This window comes from Methylobacterium sp. C25, from assembly GCF_021352225.1.
Classification (GTDB): domain Bacteria; phylum Pseudomonadota; class Alphaproteobacteria; order Rhizobiales; family Beijerinckiaceae; genus Methylobacterium.
Window position 1 is genome coordinate 1,214,980 of the sequence record NZ_JAAUVI010000001.1, and the last position, 18,813, is coordinate 1,233,792.

An 18,813-nucleotide genomic window follows, 5' to 3' on the forward strand; every position below is an offset into this window, starting at 1 on the left:
ATGGGCAGCGTCCTGCACACCGTCGCCATCGTCGGGCTAGGCCTGATCGGCTCCTCGATCGCCCGCGGCGCGCGCACCTATGGGCTCGCCGACCGGGTCGTTGCGGTGGACCGTGACGAGGCCGTGCTCGAGCGCGTCCGTGCGCTCGGCATCGCCGATCGCGCCACGGCGGATCTCGCTGAGGGCGTGGCCAAGGCCGATCTCGTGATCCTCTGCGTGCCGGTGGGTGCCATTGGCATGGCGGCGGCCGAGCTCGCGCCGCATCTGAAACCCGGCGCGATCCTGTCGGATGTCGGCTCGGTGAAGGGCTCGGTGGTCGCGGCGGCGACGCCGCATCTGAAGCCCGAAAACCCCTTCGTGCCGGCCCATCCGGTGGCGGGCACCGAGTATTCCGGCCCGGATTCCGGCTTCGCGACGATGTTCCAGAACCGCTGGTGCATCCTCACCCCGCCCGAGGGCACGGACGAGACCGCGGTCGCCACGGTCACGGCTTTCTGGGAGGGCCTCGGTGCCATCGTCGAGACGATGACGCCCGAGCACCACGACCTCGTGCTAGCGATCACCAGCCACGTGCCGCACCTGATCGCCTACAACATCGTCGGCACCGCCGCCGATCTGGAGACGGTGACCCAGTCGGAAGTCATCAAGTTCTCAGCCGGCGGCTTTCGCGATTTCACGCGCATCGCCGCCTCCGACCCGACCATGTGGCGCGACGTCTTCCTCACCAACAAGGACGCCGTGCTGGAGATGCTCGGCCGCTTCAACGAGGATCTCGCCGCCCTCACGAAGGCGATCCGCTGGGGCGACGGCGATGCATTGTTCGAGCTGTTCACCCGCACCCGCGCGATCCGGAAGGGCATTGTCGCCATGGGGCAGGAGACGGCCGAGCCGGATTTCGGCCGGGCGCGGCCGGACCCGAAGGCGAACTAGAGCGCGAAGTCGCGCTTCAGGAACTCGATCAGCACGCCGTCCGGTCCGTTGATGAAGATCGTGCGCAGGCCCGGCTTCACGTCGTTGATGCCGGAGACGATGTCGAGGTGCTTGGCCTTGAGCTCGGCAAAGGTCGCCTCGATATCGTCGACTGCGAACCCGATATGCTCCAGGCCGAGATGCGGGGCCTTGCCGCCCGGCGCGATATCGTCCGGCGCCTGCTCGATGAACAGGTGCAGCCCGCCGAGATCGAGCACGACGCGGGTGACCGGCGCGCCGTCGCGGCGGATCTCACGGGCACCCAGCTTCTCGACATAGAAGACCGAGGCCGCGACCGCGTCGCGGCTGCGCAGGTGAACGTGGTCGATGCGATAGGGCATGGCGGGGGTTCCTGGTGCGGTCGGCTTCGCGGACGGCGCGGCTCGGTTATGGGCGATGCGGTAGCCGGTTTTCGGCGTCCTGCCACCAGCCCGGCCACAGTATCCCACCACTGTCATTCCAGGGCGCCGAAGGCGAACCCGGACCCGGAGGGGCACGCCGGAGGCGGGCAATCCAGAACCGCTGCCGGATCCGACCCTGCCGCGACGGCGCCTCACATGGCGATCGTCGGCGGCTCTGGATCCCGGGTTCCGCTTCGCGGCCCCGGGATGACGGTGCGGGTGTGAGGGCCTTACTCCGCCAACTCGCGCATGACCGTGATCAGGTCCGACTTGCTCTCGAAGCCGATGCCCGGGATCTCCGGCATGGTGATGTGGCCGTCCTCGACCTTCACCCCGTCTGGGAAGCCGCCATAGGGCTGGAACAGGTCGGGGTAGCTCTCGTTGCCGCCCAGCCCGAGGCCGGCGGCGATGTTGAGCGACATCTGGTGGCCGCCATGCGGGATGCAGCGGCTGCGCGACCAGCCGAATTGGTCGAGTACGGCGAGGGTGCGCAGGTACTCGACGAGTCCGTAGGACAGGGCGCAGTCGAATTGCAGCCAGTCGCGGTCAGGGCGCATGCCGCCGTAGCGCAGCAGGTTGCGGGCGTCCTGGTGCGAGAACAAGTTCTCGCCGGTGGCCATCGGGCCGGGATAGAACTCGCTCATCGCCGCCTGGAGGGCGTAATCGAGCGGGTCGCCGATCTCCTCGTACCAGAACAGAGGGTACTCGCGGAGCATTTTGGCGTAGGCGATGCCGGTTTCGAGGTCGAAGCGGCCATTCACGTCCACGGCGAGCCGGGCCTGGCCCTCGATCTCGGTGAGCACGGCCTCGATGCGGCGCTGGTCCTCGTCGATCGGCGCGCCGCCGATCTTCATCTTCACGACGTTGTAGCCGCGGTCGAGATAGCTGCGCATCTCGGCACGCAGCGCAGAATAGTCCTTGCCGGGATAGTAGTAGCCGCCGGCCGCATAGACGAAGACACGCGGGTCGGCCTCGCGGCCATCCTGCTCGGCGAGCATGCGGAAGAGCGGCTTGCCGGCGATCTTCGCCGTCGCGTCCCAGATCGCCATGTCGAGGGTGCCGACCGCCACCGAGCGCTCGCCGTGGCCGCCCGGTTTCTCGTTGGTCATCATCGCCGCCCAGAGCTTGTGCGGGTCGAGATTGTCACCGGCCTCGTTGAGCACGCTCTTCGGGTCGGCCTGGAGCAGCCGATCGCGGAAGCGTTCGCGGATCAGGCCGCCCTGGCCGTAGCGGCCGTTCGAGTTGAAGCCGTAGCCGACCACGCGGCGGCCATTGCGCTCCACGTCGGTTACGACGGCCACCAGGCTCGCGGTCATCTTGGTGAAGTCGATATAGGCGTTGCGGATGGGCGATGAGATCGGCTTGGTGATCTCGCAGACGTCGACGATGCGCATGATGCTCTCTCGGGTTTGAACTCTGTTTGGGAGAAGGCCTCGCATCAGGACGCGACGGCTGCGGCGTGAGGATCGGCCGTGAGCTCGGCGGGCGCCTGGAGGGCACGGTCGCGATAGGCGGCCTCGGCCTTCGCCTGGTCGAAGGCACCCTCCCATTTCGCGACGGCGATGGTGGCGATGCCGTTGCCGATGAGGTTGGTGACGGCCCGTGCCTCGTTCATGAAGCGGTCGACGCCGAGCAGCAGCACGAGGCCGGTCACCGGCACGGTGTGGATGCTCGACAGGGTGGCCGCGAGCGTCACGAAGCCGGCACCTGCAACGCCCGCGGACCCCTTCGAGGTCAGCAGCAGCACGCCGAGGATGACGAGCTGCCCCCCAATATCGAGCGGCGTGTTGGTGGCCTGCGCGACGAAGATCGCTGCCATGGTCAGGTAGATCGAGGTGCCGTCGGCGTTGAAGGTGTAGCCGGTGGGCAGGACGAGGCCGACCACGGACTTGTCGCAGCCAAGCCGCTCGAGCTTCGTCATCATCCGGGGCATCACTGCTTCGGTCGAGCAGGTGCCGAAGGTGATGAGGATCTCGTCCTTGAAGTAGGCGAGGAACTTCGTGAGCGGGAAGCCAGCCCAGCGCGCCACCGAGCCGAGGATCACGACCACGAAGACGATCGAGGTGATGTAGACGCCGAGCATCAGGTAGGCGAGCGACCAGACCGTGCCGATGCCGTACTTGCCGAAGGTGAAGGCGACGCCGGCGCCGGCGCCGAGGGGAGCGAGCCGCATCACCATGGCGACGATGCGGAACAGCGCATCGAGCAGGCTGTCGATCACCGCGACCACGGGCCGGCCGCGCTCGCCGGCCTGGACGAGGGCGATGCCGAGCAGCACCGAGATCAGGATGATCTGCAGCATCGAGCCCTTGGCGAAGGCGTCGACCATGGTGGTCGGGATGATGTCCATCAGGAAGCCGACGAGGCCGGGCTGCGTCTCGGCGACCTTGGCGTAGCCGGCGATGGCCTTTCCATCGATGTGCGAGGCATCGATGTTCATGCCCACGCCCGGCTGCATGACGTTCACGACGACGAGGCCGATGACGAGGGCCAGCGTCGAGACCACCTCGAAATAGATGAGCGCCCGGATGCCGATGCGGCCGACCTCCTTGAGGTCGCCCATCTTGGCGATGCCGACGACGATGGTGCCGAAGATGATCGGCGCGAGCAGCATCTTGATCAGCTTGATGAAGCCGTCCGCGAAGGGCTGCAGCGCGATGCCGATATCGGGCAAGAAGTACCCGACCAGTCCACCGAGGATGATGCCGATGAAGACTTGGATGTAGAGCTTGCCGAGCCAGTGCTTCATGGCCGTGATCCTCCCGGGATCTGAGTGCCCCTCGTGCGGGGGCTTTCCCGAAGACCTACGGCTGGACTCGCTGCTTGGGCCAATGCCATGTTCGGTTCGCGTTATGCGCGAACGGCATCGGCATGGATCTCGACTGGCTGAAGGATTTTCTGGCGCTCGCCGAGCAGAAGACTTTCTCCCGCGCCGCCGACGCCCGGAACGTGACGCAGCCCGCCTTCAGCCGGCGCATCCGGGCGCTCGAGGACTGGATCGGCACGCCGCTCTTCGTGCGGGGTGCGCAAGGAGCCGTGCTCACCGAGGCCGGGCTGCACTTCCAGCCGCAGGCCGTCGAGATGATGCGGGCCCTCGACCGGGCCCGCCGCGAGACGCAGGCCATCGGCGAGCGGGATACCGGCGCTCTCTCGGTGGCGGCTACTCACGCGCTCTCCTTCACGTTCTTCCCGGCCTGGATCCGCGGGCTGATGCGCGTCGAGGCGCTCGGCGCGCTCAATCTGGTCTCCGACAGCATGGAGGCCTGCGAGCAGATGATGCTCGGCGGCGAGGTGCATTTCCTGCTGTGCCATTGCCACCCGCAGGTGCCGATGCGCTTCGAGGCGGACCGGTTTCCGAGCCTCGGCATCGGCGAGGACGTGCTCGTGCCGGTCTGCGCACCCGACGAGAACGGCGCGCCGCTCTGGCCGCTTCCGGGCACGCGCGTGCGGCCGGTGCCCCATCTCGGCTATGCCCAGGCCTCCGGCCTCGGCCGCATCCTCGCCGCGCAGGTCGCGGAGAGCGACGAGCTGCATCTCGAGGCGGGGTTCACCTCGCGGCTCGCCGCCACCCTCCTGACCATGGCACGCGAAGGCCACGGCCTCGCCTGGCTGCCGCGGACGCTGGCCGAGGAGGATCTCGCCCGCCGCCGCTTGGTACGGGCCGGCCCGACACGGTTCGACATCCCTATCGAGATCCGGCTGTTCCGCTCTCTCGACTGCCGCAACCACGTCGCCGATGCGCTGTGGGGGCGGTTGGAGGAGGGCTAATGCCGCTCAGAGGCAGCCCATGAGCGCATCCGGGAAGCCGCTGCCGCGCCGCATCACAGCGACCGGGGCCATCACCCGGCGCGCGATCGCCTGCGCCACGACCTCCGGCTCGGTCGGCGCGCCCTCGCTCTCGCTCACCACCACGGCCAGGAGCGGCACGCCATGGGCGCGCAGGGTCTCGGCGGCGGTGAGAGCGTGGCTGATGGCGCCGAGATAACATCCAGAGACGAGAAGAGCCGGCAAACCAAGCCGCTTCAGCCAGTCGAGCCCGGTGGCTTCGGCGGTGATCGGGCTCATCAGGCCGCCGACGCCCTCGATGAGGACGGTCGTCTCGGGATGAGGGTGTCGATGGGGTGAGAGCTGCCGCTCGCACCATGCGACGAGTTCGTCGAGATGGAGCTCTCGGCCTTCCCGCGCCGCGGCTTGGTCGGGCGCGAGGGGGGCAGAAAACCGCCAGGGCGAGCAGGCCTCGACCGTCTCCGGTGTGACGGGAAGTCCTTGCGCCGCCAGCAGGATCGCGGTGTCGCTCTCGGCGAAGGCAGGATCGTCGATCGGCGGGACACCGCTGGCCAGCGGCTTCAGCGTCAGGACGTTGCGTCCCTGCTCGCGCAGGCGACGGGTCAGCGCGGCGGTCGCGTAGGTCTTGCCGATCTCGGTTCCGGCGCCGACGATGAAGAGGGCGCGGCGCCGAGGCGTCTCGCTCACTTTTCGACGAAGGCCTTCTCGATGACGTAGTGGGCCGCCTCGCCGTGGTTACCCTCTTCGTAGCCGAGGCCGGAAAGCAGCTCGCGGGTGTCGCGGATCATCTCCGGCGAGCCGCAGAGCATGAAGCGGTCGTTCTCGATCGACATGTTCGGCAGGCCGATATCCTCGAACAGCTTGCCCGAGACCATCAGGTCGGTGATGCGGCCACGGTTGCGGAAGGGCTCGCGGGTCACGGTCGGGTAGTAGATCAGACCGGCCGAGATCACCTCGCCGAGGAACTCGTGGTTCGGCAGCGACTCGGTGATGGTCTCGCCATAGGCGAGCTCCTGCACCTGCCGGCAGCCATGGACCAGCACGACCTTCTCGAAACGCTCGTAGGTCTCCGGGTCCTTGATGATCGACATGAAGGGGGCAAGGCCGGTGCCGGTGCCGAGCAGGTAGAGGTTCTTACCTGGAAGCAGGTTGTCGAGCACGAGCGTGCCAGTCGGCTTCTTGCCGACCATGATCGGGTCGCCGACCTTGAGATGCTGCAGCTTCGAGGTGAGCGGGCCGTTGGCGACCTTGATCGAGAAGAACTCGAGCTCTTCCTCGTAATTGGCCGAGACCACCGAATAGGCGCGCAACAGAGGCCGGCCTTCGACCTCGATGCCGATCATCGTGAACTCGCCGTTGCGGAAGCGAAACGAAGGATCGCGGGTCGTCCGGAAAGAGAAAAGCGTGTCGGTCCAATGATGAACGCTGAGAACCCGCTCTTCGTAGTACTTGCTCATAATTCTAAATTGTCCCGAATCCGGTGATTTTTTGCCGCTCTTCTCGCAGGTGCAGCGGCTCCGTCAAGCCGAAGACAGTGCCGAGACCCTGCAGCAGGCGGCCGATTCATCACTGTCGTGAGCGGCGCCATGCCAGCGGTTCATGACTGAATCGCGGCGCTGGCAGGGGCGCGGGATCACAACAAAGTCAGCCCGGTGAGCCACATCGCGCTCAGGAAGCGAGCAGACCGCCGATCCTGTGGCGGGCGATGCGCCTCTGCTCGTGCAGGGGCGCGATGAGCGGGGCGTAGTCCGCGCCGGTGCGGCAGGCGGTCTCGACCGTGCGGCAGAGCTTCGACAGATCGTCGAAGCCGAGCATCTTGGCGGCCGCCACCATCGCATGCGCGCCGTCGGCGAGGCTGTTGCGCTCGGGGATGGTTCCGTCCTCGCCCAGGCGCGCGTCGAGCTCTTCCACGAGCGTCCTGAGCAGGTCGTCGGCACGAGAACGGCCGAGCGAGTCGACGAGGGCATCGAAGGCGCCCCGATAGGCGGCCGGCTCGACGGGAACGATCGACTCCTCGCCGCCGCCTAGTGCCCAGCGCTCGATCATCGCGAACAGGACCTGCCGCTCGAACGGCTTGCCGACATGATCTTGCATGCCGGCCTGCCGATAGCTCTCGACCTGCTGCGGCAGCACGTTGGCGGTCATGGCGACGATCGGCACCTCGGCGGCCGGGTGGTCGAGGGCGCGGATCAGTCGGGTCGCGGTAATGCCGTCCATGCCCGGCATCTGGATGTCCATCAGCACGAGGTCGTAGTCCTTGGCCTGGACTGCCGCGATGGCCTCGTAGCCCCCGGAGACGACGTCGACTGCGTGGCCGCCCCGGCTGAGCACGGCCACGGCGAGGTCCTGGTTCAGCGGGACATCCTCGACGAGCAGAAGCCGGCGACCGCCGCGGCGGGGTACGGCCAAGCGTTCGATGGCTGGGCACGGTCCCGACGCTGCCAGCGGCAGGGTGACCTCGAACCAGAAGGTCGCGCCCTGTCCTGCCTCGCTCGTCAGGCCGATCGTGCCCCCCATCAACTCGACAAGCTGCTTGGAGATGGCGAGGCCGAGCCCGGTGCCTCCGAACTCCCGCCGTATGGTGCCGTCGATCTGGCTGAAGCGCTCGAACAGCAGATGCTGCTTCTCGGCTGGTATGCCGATCCCGGTATCGCGCACCGAGAAGCGCAGATGCGCGGCAGCATCGGCAGGGGCCGCAGCCTCGATCGTCAGCGTCACGCTGCCCTCGGCGGTGAACTTCACCGCATTGTTCAGGAGGTTGAGCAGCACCTGCCGCAGGCGGTCGTGGTCGCCAAGGACGTGGCTCGGCAGCGTGGGGTCGACCGCGACGCCGAGATGCAGGCCCTTCGTCTCGGCGCCGAGACGCACGATGGCCACCGCCTCCTCGGCCAGATGGTCGAGCGCGAGGGGCTCCGGCGAGAGTGCGATCCGCCCGGCCTCGACGGTCGAGAAGTCGAGGATGTCGTCCACCACCGTCAGCAGGGCCGAGCCCGCCGAGCGGATGCGCTCGGCATGGGGGTGCAGGGCGACGTCGAGGGAGGCATGGTCGAGGAGGAGGTCGGTATAGCCGATGATGCCGTTGAGCGGCGTCCGGATCTCGTGGCTCATGGCGGCCAGGAACTCGGACTTGGCCCGACTCGCCGCCTCGGCCTCCTCTCGGGCCGCATCCGCCTCCTGCGTGCGGGCAGCGACGCGCTGAGCCAAAGTCGCGTTCAGCTCCCGAAGGGCCTCGCTGGTGCGCTTCTGCTCGGTGACGTCGATGATCAGGCCGTCCCAGACCAGCGAGCCGTCGAGCAGGTCACGCGGGGCCGAGATCAGCCGGGTCCAGCGCAACTCGCCGGTTCCGGCATGCCGGATCTGGACCTCGACGTCGAACGGCGTCCGCTCGCGCATCGAGCGCTCTTCGGCCTCGGCGACGACCGCACGATGGGCGGGGACGATCAGCTCGTAGGCGGCGCGCGTATCGGCGATCGCGGCGTCCGCGGTGATGCCGGTCATCCGCTCGTAGCTGCGGGAGACGTAGAGGAAGCGCCTTCCGGCACCGTTCGGCCCGGGCCCATTCGCAAGTTGGTAGACGGCGCCCGAGGGCATGTTGTCGGTGAGTGCGCGCAGGCGGGCCTCGCTCTCCCGCAGGCTCACCTCGGCCGCGTCCCGCGCCGTCTCGTCGCGCACCGTCAGCACGGCGCCGATCTGGGCTCCGTCCGGTCCGAGCAGGGGGCGGGCGCTGCCGACGGCGAGCACTTCCGATCCGTCGGGGCGCCGGATGCGCCAGCGCGAGCCGAGAACCGTCTCGCCGCGCACGGCTCTCGCCAGGGCCAGATCCCGCGACACGTAGGGCCGGCCATCATCGGTGAAGAGGTGGTAGGTGGCGCTGTAATCGTCCGGTGTGACGTCGAGGCGGGCGACGCCGTGGATCGCGGCGGCGGCTTCGTTGACCAGGGTGATTCGGCCGGACGTGTCGGTGACGATCACGCCCTCGGCGAGCTGGCCGAGGATCGCGGCCTGCTGCGCTGCAGCCTGCCGCGCCTTGTCGGCGGTCGCCGCGTGCAGGTGGAGATGGGCCACCACCATCTCGGCGAGGTCCTGGAGCTGGCGGCGCTGATCGGGCGAGAAGCTGCGCGGGACGGTGTCGACGAGGCAGAGGCTGCCGACGCGCAGGTCCTTCTGCAGGATGAGCGGAGCGCCGGCATAGAACCGGACATGTGGCTCGCCGGTGACGAATGAACTGCCTGCGAAGCAACCGTCTTGGTGTGCGTCCTCGACAACATGGACGTCGTCCGAGAGGATGGTGCGGCTGCAGAAGGCATCCCTGCGCGGTGCGCTCTCGACGTTGACGCCGCAGCGCGCCTTCACCCAGAGCCGATCCGCGTCGATCAGCGAGACCAGCGCGATCGGTGCACCGAACAGGGCCGCCGCGGTGCGGCAGACCGCATCGAAATGTGGTTCCGAAGCCGTGTCGAGGATGTGCAGACCGCGTAACGCGGCCAGCCGTTCGACTTCGTTCGGCGGAAGCGGGATCATCGCGGGATCAAGGTTGGAGCACCAGCACGTGACAACGCCCGGCGAACCGGTCCGAGCTAACGCGAATTCCGTTAACCCCCTCTGAAATTTGCGTCGATTGCCGTGGGGCCCGTCTTCCTGTGGTCCTCGCGCTACAGCCGCGCGAGCAGGCGATCGGCGAGCGGATTCTCCGCGGCGAAGGCGTAGTCGATCCGACGCACCGTCACCGAGCGCGCTCCTGCCCGGACCAAGGCGTCGGACAGTGTGAACACTGCCTCAATCGGGCATCGCAGCACGATCTCGCCGTCAGGCCCCTTCGGCGCACCGTAGGGCAGCTCGGCTTCGTGCAGGGCGACGAGGCTGGTGAGGTCGATTCCGCCATTCTCGGGCATCCCGGCACGGACCTCGCGGGTAGTGCGGGCACGCTCCTCGGCACTGATTCGGCCGAGCACGGCGCGCAGGGCCTCGCGCTGGCTCTCGCTCCATCGCGCCTTCAGAGAGGCGACAAGGTTGGCCTCCGAGCGCAGGATGATGCCGTCGTCGAGGATCTTCAGGGCATTCGCCGCGAGCGTCGCGCCGGTGGTGGTGATGTCGACGATGATCTCGGCAGTGCCGGCGGCCGGCGCCCCCTCCGTCGCGCCCAGGCTCTCGACGATGCGGTAATCGGCGATCCCGTGCTGTGCCAGGAAACGCCGCGTGAGGTTCACATATTTGGTGGCGATGCGCAGGCGCTTGCCGTGGCGTAGGCGCATCTCGCTGGCGACCTCGTCGAGATCGCTCATGGCGCGCACGTCGATCCAGGCCTGCGGCACGGCGACGACCACCGTGGCATTGCCGAAGCCGAGAGGGGTCAGCAGCTCGATAGCAGTCTCAGCGTCGGGCAAAGTCTCGCGGATCAGGTCCTCGCCGGTGATGCCGAGATGGGCGGCGCCGCTGGCGAGTTGGCTGGCGATCTCAGAGGCCGAGAGATAGCGCACCTCGACACCGGGCACGCCGACCAGGGTGCCGCGATAGTCGCGGGCGCCGCTGAGCTGCGCGAGCTTCAGGCCGGCACGGCCGAAGAAGGCGGCGGCATTCTCCTGGAGGCGTCCCTTGGAGGGGACGGCGAGCACCAAGGGCTCTATGGTGGCTTGAGCAGTCATGTCAGTTCCCGCCGCAGCGCGAGAGCCAGAAGGCGCAGCCCACCGCGGGCAGCGGCACCGGACTGCCGAGATGCTGCAGCAAGCCGTCGTAGCGGCCGCCGCCGACGAGGGCCGGCGTGCCGGGCCTGCCGTCCGTCACCTCGAAGATGAAGCCGGTATAGTAGTCGAGATTGCGCGCGAAGCTGCCCGAGAAGGCAAAGCGTTCGATCGGCAGGCCACGCGCGGCCATGAAGCCGGTCCGCTCCTCGAACAGAGTCATCGCGGCATTCAGCCCGTCATGGTGCAGGCCCGCCTGCTGCGCCAGCGTCCGTACAGCCTCGGACGCCTGGTCAGGGTTTCCCGAGATCGCGCAGTAGCGCTCGACCAGGGCGCGATTCTCGGCATTGAGGCCGGCACCACCCTGGGCTTGCGCCGCGGCTTTGGAAAGGAAGCGCTCGGCAATCTCGCCCGCGCTGCGTCCGCCGACTCGCGAAATGCCGGCGATCGAGAGCACGTCTTCCACGAAAGCGCGCACGCCCTTAGGGTCCTGACCCTGGATCGCGGCAAGAAGCCCCGCATGCGGATCCTCGGCCTGGGCGGTGTTGGCGACCTCGCCAAGTGAGCGTCCAGCGGCGATGGCGCGGAGCGTCCGGCGCTTGGCGACGGGCGGGACGGCGAGCGCGTCGAGCAGCGCATGGATGAGGCCCATATCGCCGAGGCGCACCGAGACGTCCGTGCGGCCGAGCCGCGCCAGCCCGTCGAGCGCCATGCCGAGCACCTCGGCATCGGCTGCCGGCGTATCGGTGCGGCCGATCGATTCGATGCCCGCCTGCGTGAACTCGTCGGGCTCCCCGGCTGCAAGACGGAAGACCGGGCCGAGATAGGCGTAGTCAGCCGATTCGCCCGGCCGCATGGCCTGGTGGTGGCGGCAGACCGGAATCGTGAATTCTGGCCGCAGGCAGAGTTCAGCACCGGCGCCATCCGTCGTCACGAAGATCCGGCGGCGGATGTCCTCGCCCGATAGCTCCAGGAAGGGCTCGACCGGTTGCAGCACCGGGGGGGTCACGGCGGCGTAGCCGGCTTCCGCAAAATGGGCGAGCAGGCGCGCATGCGCCTCCGCCTCCGCCACACTCGCCCCGCTGGCCTCCGGTCTCGTCATGGTCCTCGTCCAGGCTCGACTGGTCTGTCGCTCCCATGAAACTGCGATTCATGGAGAAAGAGCTAAGGTCTTGTCGCTACGCCTCTTCTTCGCGTGGACGGCCCTCGCCTCCTTGCGAAGATGCTTAAAGTCCGGCTCTCCTACCAACCAGCGCGCCCGTTGGCGACCGTCTCGCCACGTGGCCGGGAAACGCTGATTACGCAGGGTGTGGGATCACGCCGGCGCCGTGGCTCGAACCGTGTTCGGATCACGGGTCCGTGATCGAAATCGGGGGATGCCGCAGCGCTACGTATGGTTACCCCTTGCCAAACAGTGATTCCTGGTCTGACTTTGGACTGAGCCAACCCTTGCCAGGGGAGGGCTCATGGAGGGGGGCATGGCAACACGATCCAAGGTACCAAGCTGGATTCAGAGGCGGTGCAGCGAGCGGCCCGTGGCGCGCTGGATCGCCTGGAACGCGAATCGGCCCATGGTAATCGAGACGCAGGCCGAGACCGTTCGTCCTGAAGCCGAGCCGGTCTGTGCCGACAACGTGATCTGGCTGTTTCGCAAGACCGCCTGAAGGCTGATCTAGAGCGCCTCGCCTCGGAGGAGGCGGGGCTGCGATCCGCGCAATGCGGATGCTTCGCCGATGAAGAATCGCTTCAGGCCCGGCATGCGCTCGACGAAGCCGAGGCCGAAATCGCGGGCGAGTCTGACCGGCAGGGCATCGTTGGAGAAAAGCCGGTTGAGACCGTCGGTGGCCGCCGCCATCGTCAAGGTGTCGAAGCGGCGGGCACGCTCGTATGCGCGAAGCACGTCCGGCGCGCCGGGATCAGTGCCGAGTCGCAGGGCCGCAGTCACGGCCTCCGCCAGCGCTGCGGCCCCCGCCAGCCCGAGATTGAGGCCCTGGCCCGCGACCGGATGGATCACGTGGGCTGCGTCGCCGAGCAGCGCGAGCCTGTCGCCGCGGAAGGCGCGGGCGATGCCGAAGCTCAACGGGTGTGCGCTCGGGCCGTCTTCCAGCGAGAGCCGTCCGAGCTTGAGTCCGAAACGGCGCTCGATCTCTGCTAGCATGTCCTCGGGCTCACCGCCGAGCAGGGCGGTGACATCCGCTTGGCGCTCCGTCCAGACGATCGACGAGCGGTGCTGGCCGTCTCGGTCCGGCAACGGCAAGGTCGCGAAGGGCCCGCTTGGAAGGAAATGCTCATAGGCACGGCCTTCATGCGCGCGCTCGTGAGCGATCGTCGCGACGATGCCCGATTGCGGATAGGACCAGCCCACCCAGCCGATCCCCGCGGCCTCGCGGAGGCGCGAGCGGGCACCGTCCGCCGCGACGACCAGCGATGCGGCGAGTTCACGTCCGTCGCTGAGCGTTGCCCGGATGCGGCTGCGCTCCGGCATGGCCGCCGCAATGCCCGTCGCTTCGAAGCCGATACCCGCTTCGTGCGCCGCCGCGAGCAACGCCTCCACCAGGGGCTCGGCCTCGACCATATGCGCGAAAGGTTCGCCGTCGGACGCCGGTTCGCCGCCCTGGGCGAAGGTCAGGAAGATCGGACGCACCGGGTCGGCGAGGCGGCTGTCGGTGATCGCCATATCGGTGATCGCCTGAGCCGCCGGCGCAATCCGCTCCCACAATTGGAGCCGCTCGAACATCCGGCGCGGGCCGGCCGCCACGGCGTAGGCGCGGCCGCGGTGACGCGCGGCGCCAGCCGGCAGTCCCGGATCGCAGACCGTGATGTCGATTGCCGGACCGTTCGCCTGTTTCAGCGCGAGCGCGAGCGTGAGGCCCGGAATTCCGGCACCGGCCACGAGCAGGCTGCGGCTGCCCGCCGCGCGACTCGCAGAACCCGTCATGGTGCGCTCCTCCAACCCGTACCCGTCTGAAGTGACACTCCCGGCTGCCCTCGGCAATCCGCGCGGTTGAGCGCGATGCATGGCGACAGGGCTGGTCCGCGCGCTATATCGCCCGCTCGACCACAGCTTGCGAGACCATGTCCGACGCCGTCCGCGAACTCCTCGCCATCCTCGATCTCGAACAGCTCGAGACAGACCTGTTTCGCGGCACCTGCCAGAAGAGCGGCTGGAAGCGGGTCTTCGGCGGCCAGGTGGTGGCGCAGGCCCTCGTCGCAGTCTCGCGTACCGTCGAGGCGACTCGGCCGCCGCATTCGCTGCATGCCTATTTCCTGCTCGGCGGCGATCCCGCCGTGCCGATCGTCTACGAGGTCGAGCGCATCCGCGACGGCGGCAGCTTCACCACCCGGCGCGTGAAGGCGATCCAGCACGGCCGCGCGATCTTCGCGATGTCGGCCTCCTTCCACGGTGAGGAGCCGGGCTATGACCATGCCAGCGCCATGCCCGACGTGCCGATGCCGGAGGAGCTTGGAGAGGCACGCAGCTTTATCGCGGCCAGCCCCGAGCAGGCCGACACGATCGTCCCGGCGAAGACGTTCGCCTACTTCACCCAGAGTTGGCCTATCGAGTTGAAGCCGGTGGAGGTCGAGCGCTACCTGAGCCGCGCTCCGCATCCGCCACGCTTCCACGTCTGGATGCGCACCGGCGCAACGCTGCCCGACGATCCGGCGATCCACCGGGCCGTGCTCGCCTACGCCTCGGACATGACGCTGCTCGACTCGACCCTGATCGCCCATGGGCGCACGGTGTTCGATCCCGAAATCCAGTCTGCGAGCCTTGATCACGCGCTCTGGTTCCACCGGCCGGCGCGGGCCGACGAATGGCTGCTCTACGCTCAGGAGAGCCCCAATACTTCGGGCGCCCGGGGCTTCGCTCGCGGTGCGATCTATGCCCGCGACGGCCGCCTCGTCGCCTCCGTCGCGCAGGAAGGCCTGATCCGGCAGCGCAGCTAGAGAACTGCTCGAATTTCAGTCGTTCTCGATGGGATTAAGCGGGCTGGCAGCGCCAATACCTGCCTTTCGCCGCTGATTTCATCGATCTGGCCAGAAATTGTGCAGCTTGGCCTTTTTCCTGTGCCCTCTGGCGAGTCACCGCCGGCTCAGTTTCTGGGCAGAAGCGCGACACCCGAAAAAGTTCCGTCTGGCACAGTCCTTGAATGAGGGGGCTCGGTCGCAGGCTCATCCCGAGCCCTGCGGAACCGCCGGACCTCCAGCCCGTCCCGACGACGACAGAGGCGACCGGCGGCATAACGCGTGAACCCAGGGGGCGCCGCCCATGAAAATCGTGATGGCGATCATCAAGCCGTTCAAGTTGGAGGAAGTGCGCGACGCCCTGACCGGTATCGGCGTGCACGGCCTCACCGTGACAGAGGTCAAGGGTTACGGCCGCCAGAAGGGCCATACGGAAATCTATCGCGGTGCCGAATACGCCGTCAGCTTCCTGCCGAAGCTGAAGATCGAGGTCGCGGTTGCCGCCGACCTCGTGACCAACGTCATCGACACGATCGCCGGTGCCGCCCGCACCGGCCAGATCGGCGATGGCAAGATCTTCGTCATGCCGCTCGAGAAGGCCATCCGCATCCGTACCGGCGAGACCGACGCGGACGCTCTCTGAGCCCTTCCCCAGATCCGGCCGAGGCCGGACCCCTCATTTTCTCCTCCATCACAATCGCATCGCGATCGGGAGCCACGTGTCCATGAAACTCCGAAACCTCCTTGCGCTCGGCTTGGGAGGGGCCGCCATCGGCCTCCTCTTCATCGAGCCGTCCCTCGCGCAGACGCCGGCACCGGAAGCCGCCGCTGCCGCGCCTGCCGCCGCTGCGGCCGCCGCTCCGGTGGCCAACAAGGGCGACACCGCCTGGATGCTCATCTCGGCCGCGCTCGTGCTGATGATGACCGTGCCCGGCCTGGCCCTGTTCTACGGCGGCCTCGTGCGCACCAAGAACATGCTCTCGGTGCTGACGCAGGTCTTCGCCATCGCCTGCATCGTCTGCCTGCTGTGGGTGTTCTACGGCTACAGCCTCGCCTTCACCAACGGCGGCGGTCTCAACGACTTCGTCGGCGGCTTCTCGAAGGCCTTCCTCAAGGGCGTCGATGCCAACTCCACCGTCGCCACCTTCTCGAACGGCGTCGTGATCCCCGAATACGTCTACATCTGCTTCCAGATGACGTTCGCGATGATCACCCCGGCCCTCATCGTCGGCGCCTTCGCCGAGCGGATGAAGTTTTCGGCGCTGATCGTGTTCATCGTCCTCTGGGTGACGCTGATCTACTTCCCGATGGCCCACATGGTCTGGTACTGGCCCGGCCCGGACCTGACCGCCGACGCCGCCAAGGCGCTCGCGGCTGCAGGTGGCGAGGCGAATGCCACGGCCAAGGCCGCCTACGACGCGGCGCTCGCCGATGCGGGCTTCCTGTTCAAGAAGGGCGCGCTCGACTTCGCCGGCGGTACGGTCGTGCACATCAACGCGGGCATCGCCGGCTTCGTCGGCTGCCTGCTGCTCGGCAAGCGCATCGGCTACGGCCGTGACCTGCTCGCCCCGCACTCGCTGACCATGACCACGATCGGCGCCTCGCTCCTGTGGGTGGGCTGGTTCGGCTTCAACGCCGGCTCCAACCTCGAGTCGAACGGCACCACCGCGCTCGCCATGATCAACACCTTCGTCGCCACGGCGGCGGCGGCGGTGGCCTGGCTGCTCGTGGAATGGGTTGCGAAGGGCAAGCCCTCGCTGCTCGGCATGCTCTCGGGCGCCATTGCGGGTCTCGTCGCCGTCACCCCGGCCTCGGGCTTTGCCGGCCCGATGGGCTCGATCGTCCTCGGCCTCGTCGCCGGCGGCGTCTGCTTCATCATGTGCTCCACCGTGAAGAATGCCCTGGGTTACGACGACTCGCTGGACGTCTTCGGCGTCCACTGCGTCGGCGGCATCCTCGGCGCTCTGGCGACCGGCATCCTGGTCGATCCCAAGCTCGGCGGCGTCGGCATCCCCGACTACACCACCAAGCCCGGTGAGCTCGTCCTCGGCGCCTACGACATGATGGGCCAGCTCATCATTCAGGCGGAAGCGGTCGGCCTCACCCTGCTCTGGTCGGGTCTCGGCTCGCTCATCCTCTACAAGCTCGTCGACTTCACCATCGGCCTGCGCGTGAAGGAAGACGAAGAGCGCGAGGGCCTCGACATCGCCGATCACGGCGAGCGCGCCTACAATTACTGATAGGATACATTCGATCCCATCAAGATAACTGGCTCGACATGGAAGACCCCGGCGCCCTGCGCCGGGGTCTTTCTGTTTCGGGCTCAGGTGTCGCGAGGATGCGGCTGGATCGCGTGATTCGGATTGTTCCAAAAACCCGCTCTACCGCGGGGGAAGACCGTCGATCGTGAAAAATTCATGAAGAAAAGCCGACGCGAAAGCTTTGTGGCGGGTCGCGGGTGGCCAATAGAATTGTGGCAACTCCGCAACACGCTGTGTCAACGAAATCAACCGACGCGGATTTGCCTACGAAATAGGCAATTGCCTCAAACTTGATTTTGCGGTGCACGGGCCAGTCCTGCAACCTTGACCATACAAGAAACAAGGGGCTCGACCGATGTCTTCCAAACTCATGCTGCGGGCGTCCGCGGCGACGATCGCACTTCTCGCCGCCGGTAACGCTTTCGCCGCTGATCTCCCCGCCAAGGCCGCTCCCCCGGTCATTGTCGAGGAGCATTGCAAGGCCGCGCTCTCCACGCCGAGCTATGGCCCCACCATCAAGGCCCCGACCGACAACAACTGCTGGGCCTCGCCGATCGGCGACCTGTATCTCGGTGGCGCGCTGTCGGGCTACGCCTACAGCTTCCAGTCGGCGCAGTTCGCCTATGCGGCCCCGACCCCCGGCACCGATCCGGAGCGCACCTCGCGTCTCGACTTCAGCAACGCGATGCTGTGGATCCAGAAGGCTGACGGTCCGTTCCAGTTCTTCGTCGCTGCCGGCCTCTATTCGATTCCGGGCCTCGGCCTGCCAGTGTATCAGTCGTGGGATCAGAACAGCCTGCTGTTCGGACCGGTCCCGGCGGCCTACGGCAAGTACCAGATCAACGAGGAATGGTCGGTCCAGGGCGGCCGCATGTTCACGAACATCGGTTCGGAGCTGCCGTTCACCTTCCAGAACATCAACATCTCCCGCGGCCTGCTCTTCGGCCAGGAGAACATCATCAACCAGGGCGCCCAGGTGAACTATTCGAGCGGCCCGCTCAGCGCTTCGGTCGCCGTTACGGACGGCTTCTACTCGGGTGAGCTGAACTGGGTCACCGGCGCGATCACCTACAAGCTGGACGATTCGAACACGATCGGCGTCAACGGCGGCACGCACTTCAACAACTTCAACTCGGCCACCCGTGGCTTCGGCTTCCAGTTCGCGACGCCGCTGGCACTCCAGAACAGCAGCATCGTCAGCGCGAACTACACCTACGCCAACGGTCCGTGGACCGTGACGCCGTACATCCAGTACACCGCCGTCGATTCCAATGCCGGGCTCGGCCTGATCGGCGCCGAGACCTTCGGTGCGTCGATCCTGGCCGCCTACAACTTCACCGACAACTTCTCGCTCGGCGGCCGCTTCGAGTACATCACGCAGAGCGGCAACCGTAACGATCCGTTCGGCCGCACCAACGTGCTCTACGGTCCGGGCAGCGAGGCCTTCTCGTACACGATCACCCCGACCTTCACCTACGGTCGCTACTTCCTCCGCGGCGAGTACGCTCACGTCGATCTCGCCAGCTTCCAGCGCGGCACCGCCTTCGCAGGCGGCGGCGTGCTCGGCCTCGGCTTCGGCCGCTTCGGCAACAAGTCGGGCCAGGACCGCTACCTGATCGAGACGGGCTTCACCTTCTGATCCGTCGACACCCGATCGAGACAAAGCCCCGGAGCGATCCGGGGCTTTTTTCGTTGGAGGCGGAGCCAAGGGGCGGCTGCGGACTTGTCCGGGTATGGCGCATGACGGGCGCC

Annotated in this window: 16 protein-coding genes; 7 read left to right on the forward strand and 9 right to left on the reverse strand. The window is 67.3% G+C overall.

What is annotated here, in order from left to right:
- Positions 1–930, forward strand: coding sequence for a prephenate/arogenate dehydrogenase family protein (locus tag HCU64_RS05885; RefSeq protein ID WP_233382802.1), 930 nt, complete (start codon positions 1–3; stop codon positions 928–930).
- Here HCU64_RS05885 and HCU64_RS05890 read toward each other — a convergent pair.
- The 3 genes from HCU64_RS05890 to dctA form a co-directional block, all read right to left on the reverse strand.
- On the reverse strand, positions 927–1,310 hold the full coding sequence (locus HCU64_RS05890) for a VOC family protein (RefSeq protein WP_233382803.1): 384 nt from the start codon (positions 1,308–1,310) through the stop codon (positions 927–929). The two genes, HCU64_RS05885 and HCU64_RS05890, sit on opposite strands and share 4 nt — an antisense overlap.
- Before the next feature lie 290 nt (positions 1,311–1,600).
- Positions 1,601–2,764: a mandelate racemase/muconate lactonizing enzyme family protein gene (locus HCU64_RS05895; RefSeq protein WP_233382804.1), complete on the reverse strand. Its 1,164-nt coding sequence runs from the start codon at positions 2,762–2,764 to the stop codon at positions 1,601–1,603.
- Between the two features lie 44 nt (positions 2,765–2,808).
- Positions 2,809–4,119: a C4-dicarboxylate transporter DctA gene (gene dctA / locus HCU64_RS05900; RefSeq protein ID WP_233382805.1), complete on the reverse strand. Its 1,311-nt coding sequence runs from the start codon at positions 4,117–4,119 to the stop codon at positions 2,809–2,811.
- A 122-nt stretch (positions 4,120–4,241) separates the two neighbouring features.
- Between dctA and HCU64_RS05905 the strand changes: the two genes are divergently transcribed.
- Positions 4,242–5,138, forward strand: coding sequence for a LysR family transcriptional regulator (locus HCU64_RS05905; RefSeq protein ID WP_233382806.1), 897 nt, complete (start codon positions 4,242–4,244; stop codon positions 5,136–5,138).
- Between the two features lie 6 nt (positions 5,139–5,144).
- Here HCU64_RS05905 and bioD read toward each other — a convergent pair whose 3' ends face one another.
- From bioD to HCU64_RS05930, 5 genes are all read right to left on the reverse strand, one after another.
- Positions 5,145–5,843, reverse strand: coding sequence for a dethiobiotin synthase (gene bioD / locus HCU64_RS05910; protein ID WP_233382807.1), 699 nt, complete (start codon positions 5,841–5,843; stop codon positions 5,145–5,147).
- Positions 5,840–6,613 carry a ferredoxin--NADP reductase gene (locus HCU64_RS05915; RefSeq protein ID WP_233382808.1) on the reverse strand — a complete coding sequence of 258 codons (774 nt, stop codon included), beginning with the start codon at positions 6,611–6,613 and terminating at the stop codon, positions 5,840–5,842. Before HCU64_RS05915 ends, bioD begins: the two co-directional genes overlap by 4 nt.
- A gap of 211 nt (positions 6,614–6,824) precedes the next feature.
- Positions 6,825–9,677 (reverse strand): ATP-binding protein, encoded by a 2,853-nt coding sequence (locus HCU64_RS05920; RefSeq protein WP_233382809.1) that lies wholly within the window; start codon positions 9,675–9,677, stop codon positions 6,825–6,827.
- A 131-nt stretch (positions 9,678–9,808) separates the two neighbouring features.
- Entirely contained in the window at positions 9,809–10,798 is a 990-nt protein-coding gene (hisG, locus tag HCU64_RS05925; protein WP_233382810.1) for an ATP phosphoribosyltransferase, read from the reverse strand.
- 1 nt (position 10,799) lies between these two features.
- On the reverse strand, positions 10,800–11,936 hold the full coding sequence (locus tag HCU64_RS05930; protein ID WP_233382811.1) for an ATP phosphoribosyltransferase regulatory subunit: 1,137 nt from the start codon (positions 11,934–11,936) through the stop codon (positions 10,800–10,802).
- Positions 11,937–12,369: 433 nt separating this feature from the next.
- On the opposite strand from HCU64_RS05930, the gene HCU64_RS25215 reads away from it, so the two are divergent.
- Complete coding sequence (locus HCU64_RS25215; protein ID WP_267922128.1) at positions 12,370–12,498, forward strand: hypothetical protein; 129 nt, start codon at positions 12,370–12,372, stop codon at positions 12,496–12,498.
- A gap of 8 nt (positions 12,499–12,506) precedes the next feature.
- On the opposite strand, the gene HCU64_RS05935 is transcribed toward HCU64_RS25215, so the two are convergent.
- The gene (locus HCU64_RS05935; protein WP_233382812.1) at positions 12,507–13,772 is read right to left on the reverse strand and encodes an FAD-dependent monooxygenase; all 1,266 of its coding nucleotides are present in this window, start codon (positions 13,770–13,772) and stop codon (positions 12,507–12,509) included.
- Between the two features lie 137 nt (positions 13,773–13,909).
- On the opposite strand from HCU64_RS05935, the gene tesB reads away from it, so the two are divergent.
- The 4 genes from tesB to HCU64_RS05955 all read left to right on the forward strand — a co-directional run bounded on the left by tesB (position 13,910) and on the right by HCU64_RS05955 (position 18,700).
- A complete protein-coding gene (gene tesB / locus HCU64_RS05940; protein ID WP_233382813.1) occupies positions 13,910–14,782 on the forward strand; it encodes an acyl-CoA thioesterase II in 873 nt (290 codons plus the stop codon).
- Between the two features lie 322 nt (positions 14,783–15,104).
- On the forward strand, positions 15,105–15,443 hold the full coding sequence (locus HCU64_RS05945) for a P-II family nitrogen regulator (RefSeq protein ID WP_147818381.1): 339 nt from the start codon (positions 15,105–15,107) through the stop codon (positions 15,441–15,443).
- A gap of 82 nt (positions 15,444–15,525) precedes the next feature.
- Complete coding sequence (locus HCU64_RS05950; protein ID WP_233382814.1) at positions 15,526–17,040, forward strand: ammonium transporter; 1,515 nt, start codon at positions 15,526–15,528, stop codon at positions 17,038–17,040.
- A gap of 376 nt (positions 17,041–17,416) precedes the next feature.
- Positions 17,417–18,700, forward strand: coding sequence for an outer membrane beta-barrel protein (locus HCU64_RS05955; protein ID WP_233382815.1), 1,284 nt, complete (start codon positions 17,417–17,419; stop codon positions 18,698–18,700).
- Positions 18,701–18,813 lie beyond the last annotated feature (113 nt).

Excerpts from the sequence above, each read along its gene's own strand:
- HCU64_RS05885 (WP_233382802.1), top strand. The coding sequence starts at position 1 with ATGGGCAGCGTCCTGCACACCGTCGCCATCGTCGGGCTAGGCCTGATC.
- HCU64_RS05890 (WP_233382803.1), bottom strand. The coding sequence starts at position 1,310 with ATGCCCTATCGCATCGACCACGTTCACCTGCGCAGCCGCGACGCGGTC.
- HCU64_RS05895 (WP_233382804.1), bottom strand. The coding sequence starts at position 2,764 with ATGCGCATCGTCGACGTCTGCGAGATCACCAAGCCGATCTCATCGCCC.
- dctA (WP_233382805.1), bottom strand. The coding sequence starts at position 4,119 with ATGAAGCACTGGCTCGGCAAGCTCTACATCCAAGTCTTCATCGGCATC.
- HCU64_RS05905 (WP_233382806.1), top strand. The coding sequence starts at position 4,242 with ATGGATCTCGACTGGCTGAAGGATTTTCTGGCGCTCGCCGAGCAGAAG.
- HCU64_RS05915 (WP_233382808.1), bottom strand. The coding sequence starts at position 6,613 with ATGAGCAAGTACTACGAAGAGCGGGTTCTCAGCGTTCATCATTGGACC.
- HCU64_RS05920 (WP_233382809.1), bottom strand. The coding sequence starts at position 9,677 with ATGATCCCGCTTCCGCCGAACGAAGTCGAACGGCTGGCCGCGTTACGC.
- hisG (WP_233382810.1), bottom strand. The coding sequence starts at position 10,798 with ATGACTGCTCAAGCCACCATAGAGCCCTTGGTGCTCGCCGTCCCCTCC.
- HCU64_RS05930 (WP_233382811.1), bottom strand. The coding sequence starts at position 11,936 with ATGACGAGACCGGAGGCCAGCGGGGCGAGTGTGGCGGAGGCGGAGGCG.
- HCU64_RS05935 (WP_233382812.1), bottom strand. The coding sequence starts at position 13,772 with ATGACGGGTTCTGCGAGTCGCGCGGCGGGCAGCCGCAGCCTGCTCGTG.
- tesB (WP_233382813.1), top strand. The coding sequence starts at position 13,910 with ATGTCCGACGCCGTCCGCGAACTCCTCGCCATCCTCGATCTCGAACAG.
- HCU64_RS05945 (WP_147818381.1), top strand. The coding sequence starts at position 15,105 with ATGAAAATCGTGATGGCGATCATCAAGCCGTTCAAGTTGGAGGAAGTG.
- HCU64_RS05950 (WP_233382814.1), top strand. The coding sequence starts at position 15,526 with ATGAAACTCCGAAACCTCCTTGCGCTCGGCTTGGGAGGGGCCGCCATC.
- HCU64_RS05955 (WP_233382815.1), top strand. The coding sequence starts at position 17,417 with ATGTCTTCCAAACTCATGCTGCGGGCGTCCGCGGCGACGATCGCACTT.